The following is a 23,610-nucleotide window of genomic DNA, read 5'->3' as shown; positions in this document are numbered from 1 at the left end:
GGCGAGTAGTTTAGCGAAGTGAAGATTAGCTTACGGTGATAACAGTCAAAGAAAAGGCCCGGCAACCAGAAAGTCACCGGGCGGAAGGTTAGCTGCGCAGTCCGCGTCCGCGCTGGATTAAGTACCAGCACAGCAGGTAGAAGGCGACGATAAACACCACCAGCACCGCAACGGTAGTGAACAGCGGTACATCAGTAATGCCGAGGAAGCCGAAGCGGAAACCGCTGATCATGTAGACAATCGGGTTCAGGTGCGACAACGCCTGCCAGAACGGCGGCAGCAGCGTCAGGGAATAAAACACCCCACCCAGATAGGTCAGCGGCGTCAGCACAAAGGTCGGGATCAGGCTGATATCGTCAAACGTTTTGGCAAACACCGCGTTCAGCAGACCGGCAAGCGAAAACAGGATCGCCGTCAACAGCAGCGTCAGCCCCACGAACAGCCAGGAGTGCACCTGGAACGGCACGAAGAACAAGGAGATAGCCGTCACCAGGATCCCGACGCACAGGCCGCGCGCCACACCACCGCCGACGTAACCCGCGATGATCACATGCGTTGGCACCGGTGCCACAAGCAGCTCCTCAATGTTGCGCTGGAACTTAGCGCTAAAGAAAGACGAAGCCACGTTGGCATAGGCGTTGGTGATCACCGCCATCATGATCAAACCCGGAACGATAAACTGCATATAGGTAAAGCCATGCATCTCACCAATGCGGGAACCAATCAGATTACCGAAGATGATGAAATAGAGCGTCATGGTGATCACCGGCGGCACCAGGGTTTGTACCCAGATGCGCATAAAGCGGTTAATCTCTTTCGCCCAGATGCTTTTCAGCGCGACCCAATAAAGATGCGTCATGCCTTGTCTCCTTGTTTATCCTGCACCAGAGAGACAAACAGCTCTTCCAGTCGGTTCGCTTTGTTACGCATACTTAAAACCTGAATGCCCTGAGCACTCAACTGGGAGAAGACGCTGTTAATGCCCTGCTCCCGCAATACTTCCACCTCCAGCGTGGAGGTGTCGACCAGGCGATACTGGTACCCTTCAAGCTTCGGCAGCGCGCTTTTTGCCGCCAGATCCAGAATGAACGTTTCTGATTTGAGCTTCGAGAGCAGATCCTTCATTGAGGTGTTTTCCACCAGCTCGCCGTTCTGAATGATGCCGATGTTGCGGCACAGCATTTCCGCTTCTTCAAGGTAGTGCGTCGTCAGAATAATGGTGGTGCCTTTGTCGTTGAGATCTTTCAGGAACCCCCACATTGAGCGACGAAGCTCAATATCTACCCCGGCGGTGGGCTCGTCGAGGATCAACAGTTTTGGCTCATGCATCAGCGCACGGGCAATCATCAGACGGCGCTTCATGCCGCCAGACAACATACGCGCACGTTCGTTACGTTTTTCCCATAGATCAAGCTGCTTCAGGTACTTTTCGCTGCGAGCTAACGCTTCTTTTCGCTCAACGCCGTAGTAGCCCGCCTGGTTGACGACGATCTGCTGCACCGTCTCAAACGGGTTGAAGTTGAACTCCTGCGGTACCAGACCGAGCTGACGTTTGGCGTTGACTACATCTTTTTGCAGATCGTAGCCAAACACGCAGACCCGGCCAGAGGTCTTATTGACCAGCGAGCTGATAATGCCGATGGTCGTCGATTTCCCCGCGCCGTTCGGCCCCAGAAGCGCATAGAAATCCCCCGCTTCTACTTTGAGATCTATCCCGCGTAGCGCCTGAACGCCGCCCGGATAGGTTTTTTTAAGCTGCTCAAGCTCCAGTGCAATCGCCATGAATTAAACTTACCTTAGGTTCTGACACACGTTGTGTGGTTTCATTAAAAGTCGGGTTACCCTATAGTAGCGCAACGCAATCACTTGGTTACAGGTCGCTAACCTCCATGAACAACATAGATACACTCATCAGCAACAATGCACTATGGTCAAAAATGCTGGTGGAGGAAGACCCCGGTTTTTTTGGAAAGCTCGCGCAAGCGCAGAATCCACGCTTTCTCTGGATTGGATGTTCCGACAGCCGTGTTCCGGCTGAGCGACTGACGGGCCTTGAGCCCGGCGAACTGTTTGTTCACCGTAACGTTGCCAACCTGGTGATTCATACCGATCTCAACTGCCTGTCTGTCGTTCAGTACGCCGTAGACGTCCTGGAGGTCGAGCACATCATTATTTGCGGTCACTACGGCTGCGGCGGTGTGCAAGCCGCTGTGGAAAACCCGGAACTGGGGCTCATCGATAACTGGCTGCTGCACATCCGCGATATCTGGTTCAAACATAGCTCACTGCTGGGTGAAATGCCGCAGGAGCGCCGGATGGACACGCTGTGTGAACTGAACGTGATGGAGCAGGTGTATAACCTGGGTCATTCAACGATCATGCAGTCAGCGTGGAAGCGCGGGCAGAAGGTCTCTATCCACGGCTGGGCGTACGGCATTCACGACGGCCTGCTGCGCAATCTGGAAGTGACCGCCACCAACCGCGAAACGCTGGAGCAGCGTTACCGTTCGGGCATTGCCAACCTCAAGCTTAAGCATGTGAACCATAAATAAAGCGGGGATTTTCGCCCTCTCCCTGTGGGAGAGGGACGGGGTGAAGGCATCAGGCCGCAATTACTCGTCCAGCAATACCACTTTCCCAACATACGGCAGATGGCGATAACGCTGCGCGTAGTCAATACCGTAACCGACGACGAACTCGTCCGGAATAGAGAAACCAACAAACTCCACCGGCACCTGCACTTCACGGCGGTCTGGTTTATCCAGCAGAGTACAGATGGCCAGGGATTTCGGCTCACGCAGGCTCAGGATCTCGCGCACTTTAGAAAGCGTGTTACCGGAGTCGATGATGTCTTCGACGATCAACACATCTTTGCCACGAATATCTTCATCCAGATCTTTCAGGATTTTCACATCACGGGTTGTGGACATGCCGCTGCCGTAGCTGGAGGCGGTCATAAAATCGACCTCATGTGAAACCTGCACTTCACGGCACAGGTCTGCCATGAACATGAAAGAGCCACGCAACAGACCAACCAGCACCATTTCGCTGCCGCTGTCCTTGTAATGTTCGGTGATTTGACGACCCAGTTCGGCGATACGCGCTTTGATCTCGGCTTCCGGGATCATCACTTCAACAGTATGTTTCATATTACTAACCATATGATTTTAATGAAAATCTCTCAATGCGGATGAATGTTATTCCGGCATCGATACGCAAGCCAGCCATTATATCAGCAAATGGCTAAGCCTGGCGTATGAGTTATAAAAAGCAAATATTGTGATTCCGATCACACTTGTTAATACCTATAATTAGTTGCTAGCAAATTATTAACAAAAACTGACGAGTACACTTTCTATGGCTGAAACAAACTCTAAACAGCCGCGTCTACTGGTGACACTAACAGCGTTATTCGCCGCCTTCTGCGGCCTGTACCTGTTAATCGGTGGCGTCTGGCTGGTCGCAATTGGCGGCTCCTGGTACTACCCCATTGCGGGCCTGGTTATGCTTGGCGTAACTGTTCTGCTCTGGCGTAGAAAACAATCCGCACTGTGGCTTTATGCGGCATTACTCCTCGCAACCATGATCTGGGGCGTCTGGGAAGTTGGGTTCGACTTCTGGGCACTGACGCCACGCAGCGACATTCTGGTCTTCTTCGGTATTTGGCTGATCCTGCCGTTCGTCTGGCGTCGCCTGATTGTGCCTTCCAGCGGTGCCGTTGCAGCGCTGCTTGTCGCTCTGCTAATCAGTGGCGGTATCCTGACCTGGGCCGGCTTTAACGACCCGCAGGAGATCAACGGTACGCTGAATGCAGAATCCACCCCTGCGGCGGCTATCTCGCAGGTGGCTGACGGCGACTGGCCAGCGTATGGCCGTAACCAGGAAGGTCAGCGCTACTCCCCGCTGAAGCAGATCAACGCGGACAACGTGAAAAACCTCAAAGAAGCCTGGGTATTCCGTACCGGCGATCTGAAGATGCCAAACGATCCGGGTGAACTGACCAACGAAGTGACGCCAATTAAAGTGGGCAACATGCTTTATCTGTGTACGGCGCACCAGCGTCTGTTCGCGCTCGACGCGGCCACCGGTAAAGAGAAATGGCACTTCGATCCGCAGCTGAACTCCAACCCGTCGTTCCAGCACATCACCTGCCGCGGTGTCTCTTACCACGAAGCGCGTGCGGATAATGCCAGTCCGGACGTCATTGCCGACTGTCCTCGCCGCATTATGCTGCCGGTGAACGATGGCCGCCTGTTCGCGATTAACGCCGAAACCGGCAAGCTGTGCGAAACCTTCGCCAACAAAGGTATCCTGAACCTGCAGACCAACATGCCGGACACCACGCCGGGTCTGTATGAACCCACCTCACCGCCAATCATCACTGATAAAACCATCGTGATTGCTGGTTCGGTCACGGATAACTTCTCTACCCGCGAAACCTCTGGCGTTATCCGTGGTTTCGACGTGAATACCGGTAAACTGCTGTGGGCCTTCGATCCGGGCGCGAAAGATCCTAACGCGATCCCGTCTGATGAACACACCTTTACCTTCAACTCGCCAAACTCCTGGGCACCGGCTGCGTATGATGCGAAGCTGGATCTGGTCTACCTGCCAATGGGCGTGACCACGCCTGATATCTGGGGCGGTAACCGTACCCCTGAGCAGGAACGTTATGCCAGCTCCATTCTGGCGCTGAACGCGACCACCGGGAAACTGGCGTGGAGCTACCAGACCGTACACCACGATCTGTGGGATATGGACATGCCGTCCCAGCCAACGCTGGCGGACATTACCGTTAACGGCAAAACCGTTCCGGTGATTTATGCTCCGGCGAAAACCGGTAACATCTTCGTACTGGACCGTCGTAACGGCGAGCTGGTTGTGCCTGCACCGGAAAAACCGGTTCCTCAGGGCGCGGCAAAAGGCGATTACGTCACTAAAACGCAGCCGTTCTCCGAACTGAGCTTCCGTCCGAAGAAAGACCTCAGCGGCGCAGACATGTGGGGTGCCACCATGTTTGACCAGCTGGTGTGCCGCGTAATGTTCCATCAGCTGCGTTATGAAGGCATCTTTACCCCGCCTTCTGAGCAGGGCACGCTGGTCTTCCCGGGTAACCTTGGGATGTTCGAATGGGGCGGGATCTCCGTTGACCCTAACCGCCAGGTAGCGATCGCCAACCCGATGGCGCTGCCGTTTGTCTCTAAACTGATCCCACGTGGTCCGGGTAACCCGATGGAGCAGCCGAAAGACGCGAAAGGCAGCGGTACCGAAGCCGGTATTCAGCCGCAGTATGGCGTACCGTTTGGCGTGACCCTGAATCCGTTCCTGTCTCCGTTTGGTCTGCCGTGTAAACAGCCTGCCTGGGGATATATCTCCGGTCTGGATCTGAAAACCAACCAGATCGTGTGGAAAAAACGTATTGGTACCCCGCAGGACAGCATGCCGTTCCCGATGCCGGTTCCGGTGCCGTTCAACATGGGTATGCCAATGCTGGGTGGCCCAATTTCCACCGCCGGTAACGTGCTGTTCATCGCGGCAACCGCAGATAACTACCTGCGCGCGTACAACATGACCAACGGTGAGAAACTGTGGCAAGGCCGTCTGCCAGCCGGTGGACAGGCAACGCCGATGACCTATGAAGTGAATGGCAAGCAGTACGTTGTCATCTCTGCGGGCGGTCACGGTTCGTTTGGCACGAAGATGGGCGACTATATTGTCGCGTATGCGTTGCCGGATGACGCAAAATAAATGCAAAACGGCAACCTCGGTTGCCGTTTTTTATGTTTGTTCCCTCTCCCTATGGGAGAGGGCCAGGGTGAGGGCATCAGGCCGAACCTGCGAAATGTAGGCCGGGTAAGGCGAAGCCGCCACCCGGCTTTTTTATACGGTAAAACCCAGCATCATCCCCGTATCTTCATGCTCCAGCAGATGACAGTGCGCCATATAGGCAAACTCCTTCGGCGCCTCGTGGTCAAACTTCACCAGCACCTCGCTGACGCCGCCTTCCACTCTCACTGTATCTTTCCAGCCCGCGCGATGCGCATCCGGCGTTTTGCCGTTCTCTGAAAGAATACGGAACTGGGTACCGTGAATATGGAACGGATGCAGCATCATGTCGCCTTCACCTGAAATCACCCAGCGCTCAAACTGCCCTTTTGTAGCAGCAAACATTGGCGTGTTCATATCGAACGCTTTGCCGTTGATCATATTGGCATTGTGGAAATCAAACCCGTGACCGCCGTGATTCATACCGCCCATCTTGCCGTGATCCATGTTCATATGGCCCATCATCTGCCCGTGGTGCATCCCCGCCATTGCCTGATCGCCATACTTTTTCATCAGCGCCTGCATGCCCATCATGTCGAGCATCGGATCCATGGAGAGCTGCAGCTTACGTTGCGTAAGCCCATCCAGCGACGGAAGCGCCGGCAGCGTGGTTAGGGTGTCCGGCAGCGTACCGGAGGCGGTGATCTGCAGCGGCTGAATACGTAAAACCGGGTGCGGCTTATCGAATGGCGCAACGGCCATCCCCATCTGGCTGACCGGGAGCGTCACCAGGTCAAATGACTTACCGTCGCTGATGTCCACCAGCACCTCAAAGCGCTCGCCCATCAGCACAGGGAGTTCATTCACTTTGACCGGCTCAGGCAGCAGTCCTCCGTCGCTCGCCACGACGTACAGCGGACGATTATCGCTGGTGGCAAAGTTCAGCGAGCGCGCGTTGCATCCGTTGAGCAGACGTAACCGCAGCCAGCCTTTTGGTGCAGCGTGCTGGGGGTAGATCGCGCCATTGGTCAGCAGCGTATCGCCAAACCAGCCTACCGCCGCGGTCATCACATCCAGCTGATAATCAATCTGACCGTCTGCGGAGAATTTTTTGTCCTGCACAATGACCGGCACATCGTCGATACCCCACTGTTTGGGCAGACGCAGCAGGCGACTTTCGTCATCTTCAATCAGCACCAGACCTGCCAGCCCCATGGCCACCTGATGGCCCGTTTTACCATGCTGATGCGGGTGGAACCAGCAGGTCGCCGCCCGCTGCTCGGGGGTAAAGGTCACGGTGCGCTTCCCGCCCGCTTTTATAATCCCTTGCGGGCCGCCGTCGACCTCGCCCGGCACTTCCAGCCCGTGCCAGTGCAGCGTCGTCTCTTCTGTCAGCGTGTTGTGAATATCAACGGTGACGGCTTTTCCTCTGCGCAGTTGCAACGCCGGGCCAAGCACATTGCCGTTATAGCCCCAGGTGGTGGCGTTATTTTTACCAAACGCCGTTTTACCGGACTGAACCACCAGCTGGATACGGCCACGGGCATCAGCGGTCAATAAATCAGGAATGGGTAAGGCAGGTCTGTCAGCCGCCAGAACCGCGCGACTCCACAGTGGTAATGCGCTGGCAACCCCCAACGCAACGGAATATTTTAGAAATTCACGACGTTGCATATTCATTTCCTTATTTCGTGCAGACGATCTTTTGAGCATAAACCCTCCCCTTACCGGAAGGTCAAGTAACGCGGCAATAATAAAGATCGTCGCACTGGCACCAAATATGCTAACGTTGATTTTCCGTGATGCAGTGGTAGAAGCAATGAAGACGTTTTTCAGGACAATTTTGTTCACCAGCCTGATGGCAATGTGTGCGAACAGCTATGCGCTCAGTGAAAATGAAGCGGAAGATATGGCCGATCTGACGGCGGTTTTTGTATTCCTGAAAAATGATTGTGGCTACCAGAATTTACCCAACGGGCAAATTCGTCGCGCACTGGTCTTTTTTGCCCAGCAGAACCAATGGGACCTCAGCAACTACGACAGCTTCGACATGAAAGCGCTCGGTGAAGACAGTTACCGTGATTTAAGCGGTATTGGCATCCCAACGGCAAAAAAATGCAAAGCGCTGGCCCGCGATTCGCTTAGCCTGCTCGCCTACGTGAAATAACCTTCCCGACGCCTCTTGTTTCGCCTGGAACAGTGCAACCACGGTTATAGTTAGCTATCATGTTTCGCTCATTTTTCGTGAGTGTAACGGATGTTAACGAAGAGGAGTCCGCGTATGGCCGACCACACGTTGTGGCATGAAACACTGCATGACCAGTTTGGTCAGTACTTTGCCGTTGATAACGTGCTATATCATGAGAAAACCGATCATCAGGATCTGATCATCTTCGAGAATGCCGCTTTTGGCCGCGTAATGGCGCTGGACGGCGTGGTGCAAACCACCGAGCGAGATGAGTTTATCTATCATGAGATGATGACCCACGTCCCGCTGCTGGCCCATGGCCACGCGAAGCACGTGCTGATTATCGGCGGCGGCGACGGGGCGATGCTGCGCGAAGTCTCCCGCCACCAGTCCATTGAAACCATCACCATGGTAGAGATCGACGCGGGCGTGGTCTCATTCTGTCGTCAGTACCTGCCTAACCATAACGCGGGTAGCTACGACGATCCGCGCTTTAAGCTGGTGATTGACGATGGCGTGAACTTCGTCAACCAGACAACTCAGACGTTTGACGTCATTATCTCCGACTGTACCGACCCTATCGGCCCGGGCGCCTCGCTGTTTACCTCATCGTTCTACGAGGGTTGCAAGCGTTGTCTGAACCCTGGCGGTATCTTCGTGGCGCAAAATGGCGTCTGCTTCCTGCAGCAGGATGAAGCGCTCGACAGCCACCGCAAACTGAGCACCTATTTTGGCGATGTTAGCTTCTATCAGGCTGCCATTCCGACCTACTACGGCGGGATCATGACCTTTGCCTGGGCGACGGATAACGACGTCCTGCGTCATCTCTCCACGGAGATTATCCAGGCGCGCTTCCATCAGGCAGGTCTCCAGTGCCGTTACTACAATCCGGCGGTCCATACCGCAGCCTTCGCCTTGCCGCAGTACCTGCAAGATGCACTGTCCTCCCAGGGGTGAACTAATTGAAAAAGCTTAAACTGCATGGCTTTAACAACCTGACCAAAAGCCTGAGTTTTTGTATTTACGATATCTGCTACGCCAAAACAGCGGAAGAGCGCGATGGCTACATCGCCTATATCGATGAACTCTACAATGCCAACCGACTGACCGAGATCCTGTCGGAAACCTGTTCTATTATCGGCGCAAATATTCTGAATATCGCCCGCCAGGATTATGAGCCTCAAGGCGCCAGCGTGACCATTCTGGTCAGCGAAGAGCCGGTCGATCCTAAGCTTATCGACAAAACCGAGCATCCGGGCCCGCTGCCTGAAGTGGTTGTCGCCCACCTCGATAAAAGCCATATCTGCGTGCACACCTACCCGGAGAGCCACCCGGAAGGCGGCCTGTGCACGTTCCGCGCCGATATCGAAGTATCCACCTGCGGCGTGATCTCCCCGCTAAACGCGCTGAACTATTTAATTCACCAGCTGGAATCCGATATCGTCACCATTGATTATCGTGTGCGTGGTTTTACGCGCGATATCAACGGCATGAAGCACTTTATCGATCACGAGATCAACTCCATTCAGAACTTTATGTCCGAGGACATGAAATCGCTGTACGACATGATGGACGTGAACGTGTACCAGGAGAACATCTTCCACACCAAGATGCTGCTTAAGGAGTTTGACCTTAAGCACTACATGTTCCACACAAAGCCAGAAGATTTAAGCGAAGAAGAGCGTAAGGTCATTACCGACCTGCTCTGGAAAGAGATGCGCGAAATCTACTACGGCCGCAATATTCCGGCCGTGTAAGACGCAGGTAAGCAGACAAAGAAGGAAAAGTAATGATTTTTCCTTCTTTATCATGCTGGTTATTTTCCTAAACAGTCGTTTGGGCCAGTATCATCGCCGCTTCCGTGCGGTTTCTGACTCCCAGTTGACGAAACAGGGCGTGAAGGTGATTTTTAACCGTCCCTTCCGCAATCCCGAGTACACGACAAATTTGCTTATTGCTATTTCCCTGAACAACAAGATGCAGAATCTCACGTTGTCGGGGTGATAGTGTGCACAGCGGGGATGGATAATTCTGCATGCGTATTAATTTATGTTCGCGCAGGCAACTATCCGGTAAATATATTCTCCCTTGCCGCACCCATTCAATTGCCTGCAATAACTCTTCCGACTCCATTTTCTTGGTTAAAATCCCTGCCGCACCACATTCCAGAAAATAAATCGGGTTGACATTATCCAGCCGTGAAAAATTCATCAACACTAAAATAGTGTCCGCCTGCGATTTTAACTGGGTTAATAACGCTCTTTTTTTCTCTATTTCATAATCCGCATCCAGAATAACAACATCCGTCCTGACTTTTATTAAACCTTTCCAGACCTCATCTTCGGTATGTGCTGCTGTGATGTGTAATGCGGGCGCAAGTTCCGCCCAACGGCATCGGATGCCATGAATGAACAGCGGCAATTCATCATAAATAAGTATATTCATTGTCGTCCCACTTAAATAATCGTTATCTTGTTAGCGGCACTTAAACCCTTCAAACAAACCTTAAACAACGGTTGCTGCGGGATGAAAAGTAATAACACCAGGAGAAACTTTCAATTGCAGGAGTAATGCCGGTTTAATTTATTAAGCACAGCCCGCCCCATTTCGCCATGTAACTTTCGATACAGACCATTCCATACAGACACAATGATTTCCGAAAACATAACTTTAAGCGCATGGATGCTTTTTTAATCGATATCCATGATTAATGGGCAGACATATTCTGCTCCCCCCAAACATCGAGGAATGAATTATGCCAGATGCAAATGTTGATGCCGGATTTATTGGTTCAGTTATTAGTTCATTGCCGCTAGACAGTATGATTTCCGCGCCATTACAGGCAATGATTAAAGCCCAAACCCAGGCAGCCAAAAGTTATACCGATTTCTTATTAAGCGTCTGTATTAAAGATGGCAAAGCCGTTTCGGTACAGTTTGATTATGAGGAGACCCTCGTCGATGAGAAAGGCGTGACGACCGGTACGCAAACCAAAGTCATGCGTATTCCTCTGCTGGCGGCAGTGGTACACCCCATCATCTGTATCGAAGAAGGGACCATCGACTTCGAGCTTGAGATCCATCAGAGCGCAGCCAGCAATGAAAGCAGCAGCCAGGAAGGCTCCCTGGAGGGCAAAATCGGCTGGGGTCCATTCTCCGTTAGCGTCAAGGGCAGCGTGAGCCATAAGTCAGAACAGACCCGTTCGACCGATACCCGTGCCAAATACTCCATCCACACCTCCGTTAAACGTCAGCCGATGCCGGAAGCACTTAGCCGCGTGGTCGATTATCTGACCAATGCTGCTACCAAACCGGCACAACGCGCTGGAGATCAACCCGCTGAGCTGCCTGCAACCAACAGTTCAGGTCTGATTACACCAGCACCAGCACCAGCCCCAGCCGCGCCTGCTCAGGGGGGTAACGGCTAACCCGTACAATGCATTCAAACGCATTTATTACCCCTAACAGGTGTCCGGTTAACGGGCACCTGCCTGATGGAGAAAAAATATGCCTGATTCACGTCGATTCTGGTTCAGCCGTAAAACGCCCGGCGATGTAAAGCCTGAAGCCAGTACCGAACCCCCGGCAGATAAACCGACGACGGTATCGTCAGATCCCCCCTCTGCCGCAACTCCGTCTCCTTCTCCCGCTGGGGAGGAGGAGAACGCCGGAAGCAATGACGGAGGTGGCGGCGGGGGCGATGACGGAACGCCGCCCCCCCCTGCCGGCAACAAGGGCAACCACGCGATGGGATTAGATGCCCTGATACAAGGGCTCCAGCACGCCGCCTTTAGCGCCAACCAGTATATGGCCCATCAGTACGTTGCCGTGCTCTCGCAGCTATTTGAGCAGGCCCCGGACGGCAGCTACAAACCCGACTATGCCGAGCTTCAGCTGGATGACGGGCATCGATTGAACGTACCGCTGGTGACACTTGCTCCACCGCGCAATCTGTCAATGGAGAGAATGAAGATGCGCCTGACCGTTCGCGGTGATGCCACAGAAGCCATCAGCACGCTGACAGGACAGGGAGAGCGGGGTCACTTCCACGTCACGATGGCGCCCCAGCCCCATGAGGGCAAAACGGACAGCCAGAACATTGATATTGAAATTGATTTTGTCGCTCAGGAACCGCCGGAAGCGGTGCTGCGCCTGCTTGATGAATTTATCCACCGTATGACCCCCGTCCCCGTAAAGGAGAATAGCCATGAGTAATGCCTTGAAAACAACCGGCAATGGCGGCATTGCCCTTATCAAACAGTACGAAGGCCTGCGTTTAACCACCTACAAAGACGCAGTCGGTATTCCGACTATCGGTTACGGTCACGTCGAAAACCCGATCCCGCCAGGCGGCACGCGGACCATCACCGCAGAAGCCGCAGAACAGCTCCTTCGTGATGACCTGCAGCGTTTTGAGCACGAGGTTAACAACATGCTGACTGCGGAGGTGACGCAGAACCAGTTCGATGCTCTGGTGAGCTTCGCCTTCAATCTGGGCCCGGCCAATCTGAAGAGTTCAACCCTGTTACGCAAAGTGAACAGCGGAGACGTTAACGGCGCCGCCGACGAATTTCTGAAATGGAACCATGCGGGTGGTCAGGTCCTGGCGGGCCTGACAGCACGTCGTAACGCTGAAAAAACTCTTTTTTTATCCTGATCAATCACGAGGTGTAAAATGACAATTCGAATTCTTTCCTGGCGTGCTGACTCCTTTACGCATGAGGCAGACGACCTGCGAAGTGTGGATAACGATCTTCTGACTCACGCCAAAGAGCGGATGGAGTTTCGCCTGAACCAGGTTATTGCTGAGCTCAAAGCGGTGCTGGAAACTGACACCGGTAGCTGGGACCATACCTTTGTCACGCTTCCGGAATTTTTCTGGAATACCCGCTGGAGTAATGTGCTCAGTGAAGATGAACTCATGCAACTCGGTGACTTCTACATGGACCATGTCAGCGACTACGTTAACAGGCTGATTGATGCCTTCCCGGCCCGTTCCGGGGATCCCTCTTCTGCCATCACGTTTCTGGCGGGAACATGTGCCATCCTCTACCGCGACGATAAAGAGAGTGAGAAGACGCCCTGCCACGATCCCGTTTTTCACGCTGTGAATTGGCTGCTGTGCGGGCAGAATACCCGTAGCGATAAATCTCTGACGATGTGGCCAAAACGCTACGTTTCCACAATTGATTTCTTTCCTCAGGTGAACGGTCACGCGATCCCAGGTCATATTTCAGCCCAATTACCGAATGGTCAAATCATTCATATTGGCAGCAGCAGTGAAGTGTCGGCAGAATCAGTGCATGGGATCGTCATCACCGATTACTTCACCAATACTTATGCTGACGATAAGCCATTTAGCATTGATATCTGCCTGGATTATTTTACCCAGAACGGTGTTCGCCCGGCGGGCTGGGAACAGCGGGTAGCGGAGCTGCGGAGTAAACAAAGTGACATTGATTTCCTGATAGCCTGCGGAATGCCGGCTGGCGATCCGCCGCAAAACCCTGGCGGCGTACAATTCCTTGTACGCAACGATGGTATGCCAGGCGTTTCCCAATGTCAGGCGTGGTCGTTCAGCGCCAGGGGGGCGTCACCCGTTGCGGCGACCAACCCGACCGCTAATTTTGTGAGATTTTTGCTGTAGAGCGAAACCAGCGGATTCCCTCCGACACGCTTCGGAGGGAATTTCATTTATTTCTGTTTCATAAACTCCCGGTACGCCGCCACGACCTGCAGAAAGTCCTCCACGCCGCACAGCGACAGGCTCTCTTCGTCGTAGTAGCTCATCCCCTCTTCCATCTCGTCGCCCGAGAATTCCAGCTGATTGGCCCGCACCATCACCTCTTCGCCATCCATCCACAGCGTGTATTCATGACCCGCACGTTGCCAGGAGCGTTCACTGCCTTTTATCGCATTCGCCGCCTGTTCAACTTCATCAAGAAGCGCAAGATTTTCTTTCACTTCTTCGTTAAACCAGTGTCCAACGGCTTCGTGGCCCATCGACATACGCACTTTCACCACCCCGGTGATGTCGCGCAGAAATTCGTAATCCATAGTGTTTTCCTCTGCAAAGCCATTACGGTAATTATCGCAGCAGAGAGGAAGAAAAAAAGCGTGTGAGGTGGGAGGAATGAAAATAAAAAGGTGAGAGCAAGGCCCTGCGGCCTGATGCCCTCACCCCGGCCCTCTCCCACGGGAGAGGGTGCAAACACTAAAAACCGTCTCGTGGAGACGGTTTTGCTTTTATACCGCCGTCTGGAAGATCACCCCGTCAGCTTTCTCAGTGTACTGAGAGAGCTGGTCAAAGTTCAGATAGCGATAGGTATCCACCGCCGTCTTATCAACCTGAGCAACGAAGGTCTGGTACTCTTCCGGCGTTGGCAGTTTGCCAATCAGCGCCGCAACCGCCGCCAGCTCAGCAGAAGCCAGGTAGACGTTCGCACCGGTACCTAAACGGTTCGGGAAGTTACGGGTAGAGGTGGAGACCACCGTCGCACCGTCTGCCACGCGCGCCTGGTTACCCATACACAGGGAACAACCCGGGATTTCGATGCGCGCACCGCTCTTACCAAACACGCTATAGTAACCCTCTTCAGTCAGCTGCGCCGCATCCATACGGGTTGGTGGCGCAACCCACAGGCGGGTTGGCAGCTGGCCTTTATGAGTATCCAGCAGTTTACCGGCAGCACGGAAGTGACCGATGTTGGTCATACAGGAACCGATGAACACTTCGTCGATCTTATCGCCCTGCACGTCAGACAGCAGACGCGCATCGTCAGGATCGTTCGGCGCACAGAGAATTGGCTCTTTAATGTCTGCCAGATCGATGTCGATCACCGCCGCATATTCTGCGTCAGCATCGGCTTCCAGCAGCTGCGGATCCGCCAGCCATTTCTCCATCCCCTGAATACGACGCTCCAGCGTACGACGGTCGCCGTAGCCTTCCGCAATCATCCACTTCAGCAGGACGATGTTAGAGTTCAGATACTCAATGATCGGCTCTTTGTTCAGCTTGATGGTACAACCCGCGGCGGAACGCTCTGCAGACGCATCGGTCAGCTCGAATGCCTGCTCAACTTTGAGGTCCGGCAGCCCTTCAATTTCCAGGATGCGGCCAGAGAAGATGTTTTTCTTACCTTTCTTCTCAACGGTCAGCAGGCCTTGTTTGATGGCATACAGCGGGATAGCGTGAACCAGGTCGCGCAGGGTGATACCCGGCTGCATTTTACCTTTGAAGCGCACCAGTACCGATTCCGGCATATCCAGCGGCATCACGCCGGTCGCTGCGGCAAACGCCACCAGACCGGAGCCCGCAGGGAAGGAGATACCAATCGGGAAACGGGTATGGGAGTCACCGCCGGTACCTACAGTATCCGGCAGCAGCATACGGTTCAGCCAGGAGTGGATAACACCGTCGCCCGGACGCAGGGAGACGCCGCCACGGTTCATGATGAAGTCTGGCAGCGTGTGGTGCGTGGTTACGTCAACCGGCTTCGGATACGCCGCCGTGTGACAGAAGGACTGCATGACCAGATCGGACGAGAAGCCCAGGCACGCCAGGTCTTTCAGCTCGTCACGGGTCATTGGGCCAGTGGTGTCCTGAGAGCCCACAGAGGTCATCTTCGGCTCGCAGTAAGCGCCAGGACGGATACCGGCCACGCCGCACGCACGGCCAACCATTTTCTGCGCCAGCGAGAAGCCACGATTGCTTTCTGCTACGTCTTTCGCATGACGGAACACGTCTGAGTGCGGCAGACCCAGCGCTTCACGCGCTTTGGTGGTCAGGCCACGACCGATGATCAGCGGGATACGGCCACCGGCACGCACTTCGTCGATCAGTACGTCGGTTTTCAGCTCGAAGCTCGCCAGCAGCTCGTTGGTGTCGTGGTTACGGACTTCACCTTTGTACGGGTAAACGTCAATCACGTCGCCCATGTTCAGGTTAGAGACATCCACTTCGATTGGCAGTGCGCCAGCATCTTCCATGGTGTTGAAGAAGATTGGGGCAATCTTACCGCCCAGGCACAGGCCGCCACCGCGTTTGTTCGGCACATGCGGAATATCGTCACCCATAAACCACAGGACGGAGTTAGTGGCGGATTTACGGGAAGAACCGGTACCGACTACGTCACCGACGTAAGCCAGCGGGAACCCTTTTTTCTGCAACGCTTCGATCTGTTTGATCGGGCCGACAACGCCTGGCTGATCCGGCTCAATGCCTTCACGGGCGTTTTTCAACATCGCCAGTGCGTGCAGCGGGATATCCGGGCGAGACCATGCATCCGGTGCCGGAGAGAGGTCATCGGTGTTGGTTTCACCCGTGACTTTGAATACGGTAACGGTAATTTTTTCAGCCAGCGCAGGACGGTTCAGGAACCATTCTGCATCGGCCCAGGACTGCATCACCTGCTTCGCATAGACGTTGCCTGCTTTGGCTTTTTCTTCCACATCGTAGAAGTTATCGAACATCAGCAGCGTTGAAGAGAGCGCTTTAGCGGCAATCGGTGCCAGCTTGTCGTTATCCAGCGCGTCAATCAGCGGATGAATGTTATAACCACCCTGCATGGTGCCGAGCAGTTCAATGGCTTTTTCAGGAGTAACCAGTGGGGAGGTGGCTTCGCCTTTGGCGATAGCAGCAAGGAATCCGGCTTTTACGTAGGCAGCTTCATCTACGCCAGGCGGTACGCGGTTGATCAGCAGATCTAACAGGAATTCTTCTTCGCCCTTAGGCGGGTTCTTCAGCAGCTCGACGAGCGCGGCCATTTGGGTTGCATCTAACGGTTTGGGTACAATTCCCTCGGCGGCACGTTCTGCTACGTGCTTACGGTATTCTTCTAGCACGACGGTTCTCCTCGCTCTCATTGTCATATGCGGCGGGCGTTCTCTTCACGCTCCTGTGAGACAGCAGTTTGTAGGGTAAATGCCCGATACCGCGTCGGGCAGCATAGCAGGATTTCTGCACAGTGTTAATCCGTTTACAAAAAAGCAACATTAAAAAATTTGCTGAATCGTTAAGCATGGTGTAGAGGGCAGACGGGGGGAATTTTGGCAACAAAAAAACCGCCTGAAAGCGGTTTATTTGTTGCCTTGCGGTGGTAGCACACCGGGTTGGCAGATTTGCGGCAACACCAACGTGAAATATTGTGCATCACTCCCTGTGGGCTTGCAAGCTGCTATCACGATTTTGCGTAGCGCCTTCCCATTTCGTATGAAAGCCCATGTAATTGCATTTTTTGCCTTCTTCAGATCCATTGAATTGACTATTCTTCTCCGCGGCCTGCTCCGCTGGTGTAGCAACCAGTCACCGGGCCCGGGAGCAGTTCCTTCATCTACGCGGCAACATCAACTTGCCAGGTTCTGCCTTTCCCGGTGAAGAATGAACCCGCGTAGCCTGTACAGGAACGCACGCAATGGAGATGCGAATCACTGCGCTGATCGTTGCGCTCGGTTTACTGCTTACGGCACTGCACGGTGGCTGGAACATATCCGACATCACAGTGCTGTTTGTTGTCAACTTCGGCAACTAGCTGCTGGCCGCTCGCAAGAGCGGCCTTCTGAAATCCCAGCGGCTTTTCAGCTATCACATATAATTGTGTAATAAATACTCACACTCTTTATCCGGACGTACCGGCAGTTCCCCAACAAAAGTCAAAACAGTAAAAGGCGAGTGAATAATACTCACGCCAACCGTAACGCCTCACGGCACAGCGCCTGTCTCGTTGGAGTCATTTTATGAAGTTGCCCTTTAAACCACATCTGCTTGTTCTTCTGTGCAGTGCCGGGCTGTTTGCCGCCTCAGGCGTCATGTTTGTCAAAAGTCGGGCGACAGAGCCTGTCGTCCCCGCTCCCGTCGCACAGCAACCGGTAACCCCCGCAGCAGCGCAACCCGCCCCTGTCGTCGCCCCAGCCTATACGGCCGCGCAAATCGATCAGTGGGTTGCTCCCATCGCGCTCTATCCGGATGCCCTGCTGTCCCAAATTTTAATGGCCTCGACCTACCCGGCCAACGTCATCCAGGCGGCGCAGTGGTCCAAAGACAACCCTAAAATGGAAGGAGACGCCGCTATCCAGGCCGTTGCCAGCCAGCCCTGGGATCCCAGCGTAAAATCGCTGGTCGCGTTTCCTCAACTGATGTCGCTGATGGGTGAAAACCCGCCATGGGTACAAAATCTGGGGGATGCGTTTCTCGCGCAACCGAAGGATGTCATGGATTCCGTCCAACGCCTGCGCGCGCTGGCTCAAAAGACCGGCGCCTTACAATCGACGCCTCAGCAGACGGTCACCACCGTGACGAAACCTGCCCCGGCCAAATCGGCCACCAGCGAATCGACGACTTCCACCACGCCTGCCCCGACGGTGATCAAAATTGAATCCGCGGATCCGCAGGTCGTTTACGTCCCCACCTATAACCCCAATACCGTTTACGGTACCTGGCCAAACACGGCTTACCCGCCAACCTATCTTCCTCCTTCTCCGGGAGAGCAGTTTACGGACAGTCTGGTCAAAGGCTTAGGCTTCAGCCTGGGTGTGGCGACAACCTACGCCATCTTCAGCAACATCGACTGGGATGATGACGACGACTGGGACCACCATCATGACGATGACTGGAATCACGGCGGCTATAACCGCAACGGTGATAACAATATCAATATTAACGTTGAGAATTTCAACAAAATCAGTGGGCAACGCCTGACGGATGCCAACCGCACCTGGCAGCATAACCCGGCGTATCGGGAAGGTGTGCCCTACCCCACCAGCCAGCTTAATAACCGCTTCCATCCCACTAACACGGTAACGGGGCTCAGTTCTACGCAGCAAAAACCGGTTAACCGCGACAGCCAGCGTCAGGCGGCCCTGAGCCAGATGGAGAAATCGACGGGTAAAACCTTCCCGCAAACCGCGCGTCCGGGAACCAAAGATGCACAGCGCCAGGCTTCAGGCGAACAGTTGAAGCAGATATCCCAGCGCAACAACTACCGTGGCTACGACACCAGACCGCAAACGGCAAAGCGAACCACCTCGCAGCAGCGTGATAATCACCCTGCCGTAACCCAGCGGCAGGAGAAACGGATCGCGCAGCCTGCTCAGCAACGCCATATCCCGCAGCGAACCAGCCAGCCTCGCGCAAATGCCTTGAGCGGCAACGACAGCCGCTCTGCCAACTGGCAAGCCCAGCAGCAACGGGGGGCGCAAAGCAGACAATTGGCTGCCCGTCATCAGCAGCCGCGTCAGGCCCCTGCCGGACGTGCTGAACACCGTGAATTCCGTCATCGTTAAGGGAGCCAACATGAAAAAGAATCTTGTCTGTGGAATGGTGTTGTTCATGATGTCCGCCGCTGCGATGGCACAGCAATCCTTCAGCACGCCCGCTCAGGCGACCGATGCGCTGGCGCATGCCATCAGTGAGCAGAATGAAACGGCGATGAACAATCTGCTTGGAGAGAACTGGCGCGATTTTCTGCCGCCAGAAGGGGTCGATCCTGATGCCGTCGATCGTTTCCTCCGCGACTGGAAGGTGCGGCACAACACGGTTATCGATGGTAATACGGCGCATCTGGTCGTCGGAAATAACGACTGGCAGTTGCCCATCCCGGTTGTCAAAACCGCTGCCGGATGGCAATTCGATATCAAGGAGGGCGCCGAGGAGATCCTGACCCGCGAGATCGGGCGTAACGAGCTTGCCGCCATCGAAGCATTACATGCCTATGTGGATGCCCAGCAGAGCTATTTCGCCATGAATCAAAAATACGCGCAGAAAATTGTCAGCTCTGAAGGGAAAAAAGATGGTCTCTACTGGCCCGTTTCGCCGGGTGAAGCCCCCAGCCCGCTGGGGCCGGCCTTCAGCCCCAAAGAGCCCGGTGCAGGCTATCACGGCTATCGGTTCCGTATCCTGCCTGATGAGAAAGGCTTTGCGATGGTGGCATGGCCCGTCAGCTATGGCCAGACAGGCGTCATGAGCTTTGTGATAAACCAGGATGACAAAGTGTACCAGGCCGATCTCGGCAATGACTCTGAGCAGAAAGCCCGGGCGTTAACTACCTATAACCCGGATAAAACCTGGCAGCCTGTGGCTCCCTGAATCCAGCACATAAAAAAAGCGGCCACAGGCCGCTTTTTTTGTCTGAAGAAACTTATTTCTTCTTCGCTTTCGCGTTTGGCAGGTCGGTGATGCTACCTTCAAACACTTCTGCCGCCAGGCCCACGGACTCGTGCAGAGTTGGGTGAGCGTGGATGGTCAGCGCGATGTCTTCCGCGTCGCAACCCATTTCGATCGCCAGACCGATTTCACCCAGCAGCTCGCCGCCGTTGGTACCGACAATCGCACCACCGATAACGCGGTGAGTCTCTTTGTCGAAGATCAGTTTGGTCATACCGTCTGCGCAATCGGAAGCGATAGCACGGCCAGAAGCAGCCCACGGGAAGGTGGCGGTTTCGTAGCTGATGCCTTTCTCTTTCGCTTCTTTCTCGGTCAGACCGACCCATGCCACTTCTGGCTCGGTGTACGCGATAGATGGGATCACTTTCGGATCGAAGTAGTGTTTCATGCCGGCGATAACTTCAGCGGCAACGTGACCTTCGTGAACACCTTTGTGCGCCAGCATTGGCTGACCGACGATATCGCCGATAGCAAAGATGTGCGGCACGTTAGTGCGCAGCTGCTTGTCAACGCGGATGAAGCCACGGTCGTCCACTTCCACGCCAGCTTTGCCCGCGTCGAGGTTCTTACCGTTCGGCACACGGCCGATCGCCACCAGCACGGCGTCGTAACGCTGTGGTTCGGATGGCGCTTTTTTACCTTCCATGGAAACGTAAATACCGTCTTCTTTCGCTTCAACGGCAGTCACTTTGGTTTCCAGCATCAGGTTGAATTTCTTGCTGATACGCTTGGTGAAGACTTTAACGATGTCTTTATCCGCAGCCGGGATAACCTGGTCGAACATTTCAACCACGTCAATGTCTGAACCCAGTGCATGGTACACGGTACCCATTTCCAGACCGATGATACCGCCGCCCATAACCAGCAGACGTTTTGGAACGGTTTTCAGTTCCAGGGCATCGGTGGAATCCCACACGCGTGGATCTTCATGTGGAATGAATGGCAGTTCGATTGGACGAGAGCCCGCCGCGATGATCGCGTTGTCGAAGTTGATTACGGTTTTGCCGTTTTCGCCTTCCACTTCAAGGGTGTTCGCGCCGGTGAATTTACCCAGACCGTTAACCACTTTCACTTTACGGCCTTTCGCCATGCCAGCCAGACCACCGGTCAGCTGAGTGATAACTTTCTCTTTCCAGGTACGGATTTTATCAATATCGGTTTTCGGCTCGCCGAAGACGATACCGTGTTCAGCCAGCGCTTTGGCTTCTTCGATAACTTTCGCTACGTGCAGCAGCGCTTTAGAAGGGATACAACCTACGTTCAGACAAACACCACCAAGGGTGTTGTAACGTTCTACGATGACGGTTTCCAGACCTAAATCAGCGCAACGGAAGGCTGCAGAGTAACCTGCGGGACCTGCCCCAAGTACCACGACCTGAGTTTTGATTTCAGTACTCATCATGACCTCTTATTGATTTCCGGCGGTCCAGGTACTTGTCGCCCTTCATCCACCGGGACGTTCTATCCGCCCGCAGTTTACAAAATTGTTAACAATTTTGAAACAACAAACGGCTCACGAATTGTCGCTTTCGCCAATAACCTCACAAACCACATGAGATTAACAGAAAAAAGCCGGCCGACTGGCCGGCTTTTCACTTACATCACCAGGCGGCGAATGTCGCTCAGCATGTTGTTGATGATGGTGATGAAACGCGCACCATCAGCACCGTCGATCACGCGGTGGTCGAAGGACAGAGAGATTGGCATCATCAGACGCGGCACAAACTCTTTGCCATTCCACACCGGCTCCATCGCGGACTTGGACACACCGAGGATAGCCACTTCCGGCGCGTTAACAATCGGTGCGAAGTGGGTAGTACCCAGGCCGCCGATGCTGGAGATAGTGAAGCAGCCGCCCTGCATTTCGCCGGCAGTCAGCTTACCATCACGCGCTTTTTTGGAGATGGTGGTCAGTTCACGGGACAGCTCAGTGATGCTCTTCTTGTTCACGTCTTTGAAGACCGGAACAACCAGACCATTTGGCGTATCAACCGCAACACCGATGTTGATGTATTTCTTCAGCGTCAGCTTCTGGCCATCTTCGGACAGGGAGCTGTTGAAGCGTGGCATCTGCTCCAGGGCAGCGGCAACGGCTTTCATGATGAAGACCACTGGGGTGAATTTCACGTCCAGTTTACGCTTCTCAGCTTCGGCGTTCTGCTGTTTACGGAACGCTTCCAGATCGGTGATATCGGTTTTGTCGAAGTGCGTAACGTGCGGGATCATGACCCAGTTACGGCTCAGGTTAGCACCAGAGATTTTCTGGATGCGGCCCAGTTCCACTTCTTCAATTTCACCGAACTTGCTGAAGTCCACTTTCGGCCATGGCAGCATGCCCGGGATACCGCCGCCTGCGGCTGCAGCTGGTGCAGCTTCAGCGCGTTTCACCGCGTCTTTCACATAAGCCTGAACGTCTTCGCGCAGGATACGACCTTTACGGCCAGTTCCTTTCACTTTCGCCAGGTTCACGCCGAATTCGCGCGCCAGGCGACGAATCAGCGGGGTCGCGTGGACGTAAGCGTCGTTTTCAGCGAACTCAGATTTGCTTTCCGCTTTTGCAGCAGGTGCCGCTGGTTTAGCAGCCTGAGCCGGTGCAGCAGCCGGTGCTGGAGCAGCCGCGGCAGCCGGAGCGGCTGCAGGCGCAGCGCCTTCCACTTCGAAGACCATGATCAGAGAGCCGGTAGAGACTTTGTCGCCGGTGCTGATTTTGATCTCTTTAACGGTACCCGCGAACGGCGCAGGCACTTCCATAGAGGCTTTGTCGCCTTCAACGGTGATCAGTGACTGTTCAGCGGCAACTTTGTCGCCCACTTTCACCATCACTTCGGTCACTTCGACTTCGTCACCGCCGATGTCAGGAACGTTAACGTCTTTCACGCCGCCTGCTGCTGGTGCAGCCGCAGGAGCCGGAGCAGCAGTCTGAGCTGGCGCAGCAGCAGGTGCAGCACCCGCCACTTCGAAGATCATGATCAGAGAGCCGGTAGACACTTTGTCACCGGTGTTGATCTTGATCTCTTTAACGGTGCCCGCGAACGGTGCCGGCACTTCCATAGACGCTTTATCGCCTTCTACGGTGATCAGAGACTGCTCAGCTGCCACGGTATCGCCCACTTTCACCAGGATTTCAGTGACTTCAACTTCGTCACCGCCGATGTCAGGCACGTTAACTTCTTTCGCGCTCGCGGCAGCTGCTGGAGCAGCGGCGGCCGGAGCTTCTTTCTTCTCTTCCTGCGCAGGTGCAGCAGTTGCTGCACCGTCGGCGGAATCGAAAATCATGATCAGTTTGCCAGTCTCGGTTTTATCGCCAACAGAGACTTTGATCTCTTTAACGATGCCAGCCTGAGGAGACGGGACTTCCATAGAGGCTTTGTCGCCTTCTACGGTGATCAGCGACTGTTCAGCTTCAACTTTGTCGCCTACTTTGACCAGGATCTCGGTGATTTCAACTTCATCAGCCCCGATGTCCGGTACATTGATTTCGATAGCCATTATTCTTT

Annotated in this window: 20 protein-coding genes; 11 read left to right on the top strand and 9 right to left on the bottom strand. The window is 54.3% G+C overall.

Annotated elements, in window-relative coordinates:
* Positions 1-88: 88 nt before the first annotated feature.
* Together AX755_RS07490 and AX755_RS07485 are read right to left on the bottom strand one after the other, a co-directional pair.
* Positions 89-859: an ABC transporter permease gene (locus AX755_RS07490; RefSeq protein ID WP_013095617.1), complete on the bottom strand. Its 771-nt coding sequence runs from the start codon at positions 857-859 to the stop codon at positions 89-91.
* Positions 856-1,782, bottom strand: a complete 927-nt coding sequence (locus AX755_RS07485; RefSeq protein WP_013095616.1) for an ABC transporter ATP-binding protein — start codon at positions 1,780-1,782, stop codon at positions 856-858. The genes AX755_RS07490 and AX755_RS07485 overlap by 4 nt, the downstream gene beginning before the upstream one ends.
* A gap of 107 nt (positions 1,783-1,889) precedes the next feature.
* Here AX755_RS07485 and can point away from each other — a divergent pair, with 107 nt between their 5' ends.
* Positions 1,890-2,552: a carbonate dehydratase gene (gene can, locus AX755_RS07480; protein ID WP_013095615.1), complete on the top strand. Its 663-nt coding sequence runs from the start codon at positions 1,890-1,892 to the stop codon at positions 2,550-2,552.
* A 60-nt stretch (positions 2,553-2,612) separates the two neighbouring features.
* Here can and hpt read toward each other — a convergent pair whose 3' ends face one another.
* Positions 2,613-3,149, bottom strand: a complete 537-nt coding sequence (gene hpt / locus AX755_RS07475; RefSeq protein WP_013095614.1) for a hypoxanthine phosphoribosyltransferase — start codon at positions 3,147-3,149, stop codon at positions 2,613-2,615.
* 208 nt (positions 3,150-3,357) lie between these two features.
* On the opposite strand from hpt, the gene AX755_RS07470 reads away from it, so the two are divergent.
* The gene (locus AX755_RS07470; RefSeq protein ID WP_013095613.1) at positions 3,358-5,748 is read left to right on the top strand and encodes a glucose/quinate/shikimate family membrane-bound PQQ-dependent dehydrogenase; all 2,391 of its coding nucleotides are present in this window, start codon (positions 3,358-3,360) and stop codon (positions 5,746-5,748) included.
* 132 nt (positions 5,749-5,880) lie between these two features.
* On the opposite strand, the gene cueO is transcribed toward AX755_RS07470, so the two are convergent.
* Positions 5,881-7,440 (bottom strand): multicopper oxidase CueO, encoded by a 1,560-nt coding sequence (cueO, locus tag AX755_RS07465; protein ID WP_062856546.1) that lies wholly within the window; start codon positions 7,438-7,440, stop codon positions 5,881-5,883.
* Between the two features lie 145 nt (positions 7,441-7,585).
* Between cueO and AX755_RS07460 the strand changes: the two genes are divergently transcribed.
* The 3 genes from AX755_RS07460 to speD all read left to right on the top strand — a co-directional run bounded on the left by AX755_RS07460 (position 7,586) and on the right by speD (position 9,711).
* Positions 7,586-7,933 carry a YacC family pilotin-like protein gene (locus tag AX755_RS07460; RefSeq protein WP_014830675.1) on the top strand — a complete coding sequence of 116 codons (348 nt, stop codon included), beginning with the start codon at positions 7,586-7,588 and terminating at the stop codon, positions 7,931-7,933.
* Positions 7,934-8,047: 114 nt separating this feature from the next.
* Entirely contained in the window at positions 8,048-8,911 is an 864-nt protein-coding gene (speE, locus tag AX755_RS07455; protein WP_062856545.1) for a polyamine aminopropyltransferase, read from the top strand.
* Between the two features lie 5 nt (positions 8,912-8,916).
* Positions 8,917-9,711: an adenosylmethionine decarboxylase gene (speD, locus tag AX755_RS07450; protein ID WP_013095609.1), complete on the top strand. Its 795-nt coding sequence runs from the start codon at positions 8,917-8,919 to the stop codon at positions 9,709-9,711.
* 67 nt (positions 9,712-9,778) lie between these two features.
* Here the strand turns inward: speD and AX755_RS07445 are convergent, their stop codons facing one another.
* Positions 9,779-10,399: a LuxR C-terminal-related transcriptional regulator gene (locus AX755_RS07445; protein ID WP_013095608.1), complete on the bottom strand. Its 621-nt coding sequence runs from the start codon at positions 10,397-10,399 to the stop codon at positions 9,779-9,781.
* Between the two features lie 310 nt (positions 10,400-10,709).
* Here AX755_RS07445 and AX755_RS07440 point away from each other — a divergent pair, with 310 nt between their 5' ends.
* The 4 genes from AX755_RS07440 (at position 10,710) to AX755_RS07425 (ending at position 13,600) form a co-directional block, all read left to right on the top strand.
* Entirely contained in the window at positions 10,710-11,381 is a 672-nt protein-coding gene (locus tag AX755_RS07440) for a DUF2589 domain-containing protein (RefSeq protein WP_062856544.1), read from the top strand.
* A gap of 79 nt (positions 11,382-11,460) precedes the next feature.
* Complete coding sequence (locus tag AX755_RS07435) at positions 11,461-12,168, top strand: DUF2589 domain-containing protein (RefSeq protein WP_062856543.1); 708 nt, start codon at positions 11,461-11,463, stop codon at positions 12,166-12,168.
* The gene (locus AX755_RS07430) at positions 12,161-12,610 is read left to right on the top strand and encodes a lysozyme (RefSeq protein ID WP_062856542.1); all 450 of its coding nucleotides are present in this window, start codon (positions 12,161-12,163) and stop codon (positions 12,608-12,610) included. The genes AX755_RS07435 and AX755_RS07430 overlap by 8 nt, the downstream gene beginning before the upstream one ends.
* Positions 12,611-12,628: 18 nt before the next feature.
* Positions 12,629-13,600, top strand: coding sequence for a hypothetical protein (locus AX755_RS07425; protein ID WP_062856541.1), 972 nt, complete (start codon positions 12,629-12,631; stop codon positions 13,598-13,600).
* A 47-nt stretch (positions 13,601-13,647) separates the two neighbouring features.
* Here the strand turns inward: AX755_RS07425 and yacL are convergent, their stop codons facing one another.
* Together yacL and acnB are read right to left on the bottom strand one after the other, a co-directional pair.
* The gene (gene yacL, locus AX755_RS07420) at positions 13,648-14,010 is read right to left on the bottom strand and encodes a protein YacL (protein WP_045292712.1); all 363 of its coding nucleotides are present in this window, start codon (positions 14,008-14,010) and stop codon (positions 13,648-13,650) included.
* A gap of 189 nt (positions 14,011-14,199) precedes the next feature.
* A complete protein-coding gene (gene acnB / locus AX755_RS07415) occupies positions 14,200-16,797 on the bottom strand; it encodes a bifunctional aconitate hydratase 2/2-methylisocitrate dehydratase (RefSeq protein ID WP_013095602.1) in 2,598 nt (865 codons plus the stop codon).
* Positions 16,798-17,688: 891 nt separating this feature from the next.
* Here acnB and AX755_RS07410 point away from each other — a divergent pair.
* The gene (locus AX755_RS07410) at positions 17,689-19,233 is read left to right on the top strand and encodes a DUF3300 domain-containing protein (protein WP_062856540.1); all 1,545 of its coding nucleotides are present in this window, start codon (positions 17,689-17,691) and stop codon (positions 19,231-19,233) included.
* 10 nt (positions 19,234-19,243) lie between these two features.
* A complete protein-coding gene (locus AX755_RS07405; protein ID WP_038418689.1) occupies positions 19,244-20,035 on the top strand; it encodes a DUF2950 family protein in 792 nt (263 codons plus the stop codon).
* Positions 20,036-20,087: 52 nt separating this feature from the next.
* On the opposite strand, the gene lpdA is transcribed toward AX755_RS07405, so the two are convergent.
* Together lpdA and aceF are read right to left on the bottom strand one after the other, a co-directional pair.
* Positions 20,088-21,512 carry a dihydrolipoyl dehydrogenase gene (gene lpdA, locus AX755_RS07400; protein ID WP_014830669.1) on the bottom strand — a complete coding sequence of 475 codons (1,425 nt, stop codon included), beginning with the start codon at positions 21,510-21,512 and terminating at the stop codon, positions 20,088-20,090.
* A gap of 197 nt (positions 21,513-21,709) precedes the next feature.
* Positions 21,710-23,602, bottom strand: a complete 1,893-nt coding sequence (aceF, locus tag AX755_RS07395; protein ID WP_062856539.1) for a pyruvate dehydrogenase complex dihydrolipoyllysine-residue acetyltransferase — start codon at positions 23,600-23,602, stop codon at positions 21,710-21,712.
* Between the last annotated feature and the right edge of the window lie 8 nt (positions 23,603-23,610).

Origin of the sequence: Enterobacter sp. SENG-6 (assembly GCF_001605945.1) — a bacterium.
Lineage (GTDB): Bacteria > Pseudomonadota > Gammaproteobacteria > Enterobacterales > Enterobacteriaceae > Enterobacter > Enterobacter cloacae.
This window is presented reverse-complemented; position numbering and strand designations above follow the sequence as displayed.

Coding starts and splice junctions, on each gene's coding strand:
- AX755_RS07490 (WP_013095617.1), bottom strand. CDS start 859: ATGACGCATCTTTATTGGGTCGCGCTGAAAAGCATCTGGGCGAAAGAG.
- AX755_RS07485 (WP_013095616.1), bottom strand. CDS start 1,782: ATGGCGATTGCACTGGAGCTTGAGCAGCTTAAAAAAACCTATCCGGGC.
- can (WP_013095615.1), top strand. CDS start 1,890: ATGAACAACATAGATACACTCATCAGCAACAATGCACTATGGTCAAAA.
- hpt (WP_013095614.1), bottom strand. CDS start 3,149: ATGAAACATACTGTTGAAGTGATGATCCCGGAAGCCGAGATCAAAGCG.
- AX755_RS07470 (WP_013095613.1), top strand. CDS start 3,358: ATGGCTGAAACAAACTCTAAACAGCCGCGTCTACTGGTGACACTAACA.
- cueO (WP_062856546.1), bottom strand. CDS start 7,440: ATGCAACGTCGTGAATTTCTAAAATATTCCGTTGCGTTGGGGGTTGCC.
- AX755_RS07460 (WP_014830675.1), top strand. CDS start 7,586: ATGAAGACGTTTTTCAGGACAATTTTGTTCACCAGCCTGATGGCAATG.
- speE (WP_062856545.1), top strand. CDS start 8,048: ATGGCCGACCACACGTTGTGGCATGAAACACTGCATGACCAGTTTGGT.
- AX755_RS07445 (WP_013095608.1), bottom strand. CDS start 10,399: ATGAATATACTTATTTATGATGAATTGCCGCTGTTCATTCATGGCATC.
- AX755_RS07440 (WP_062856544.1), top strand. CDS start 10,710: ATGCCAGATGCAAATGTTGATGCCGGATTTATTGGTTCAGTTATTAGT.
- AX755_RS07435 (WP_062856543.1), top strand. CDS start 11,461: ATGCCTGATTCACGTCGATTCTGGTTCAGCCGTAAAACGCCCGGCGAT.
- AX755_RS07430 (WP_062856542.1), top strand. CDS start 12,161: ATGAGTAATGCCTTGAAAACAACCGGCAATGGCGGCATTGCCCTTATC.
- AX755_RS07425 (WP_062856541.1), top strand. CDS start 12,629: ATGACAATTCGAATTCTTTCCTGGCGTGCTGACTCCTTTACGCATGAG.
- yacL (WP_045292712.1), bottom strand. CDS start 14,010: ATGGATTACGAATTTCTGCGCGACATCACCGGGGTGGTGAAAGTGCGT.
- AX755_RS07410 (WP_062856540.1), top strand. CDS start 17,689: ATGAAGTTGCCCTTTAAACCACATCTGCTTGTTCTTCTGTGCAGTGCC.
- AX755_RS07405 (WP_038418689.1), top strand. CDS start 19,244: ATGAAAAAGAATCTTGTCTGTGGAATGGTGTTGTTCATGATGTCCGCC.
- lpdA (WP_014830669.1), bottom strand. CDS start 21,512: ATGAGTACTGAAATCAAAACTCAGGTCGTGGTACTTGGGGCAGGTCCC.
- aceF (WP_062856539.1), bottom strand. CDS start 23,602: ATGGCTATCGAAATCAATGTACCGGACATCGGGGCTGATGAAGTTGAA.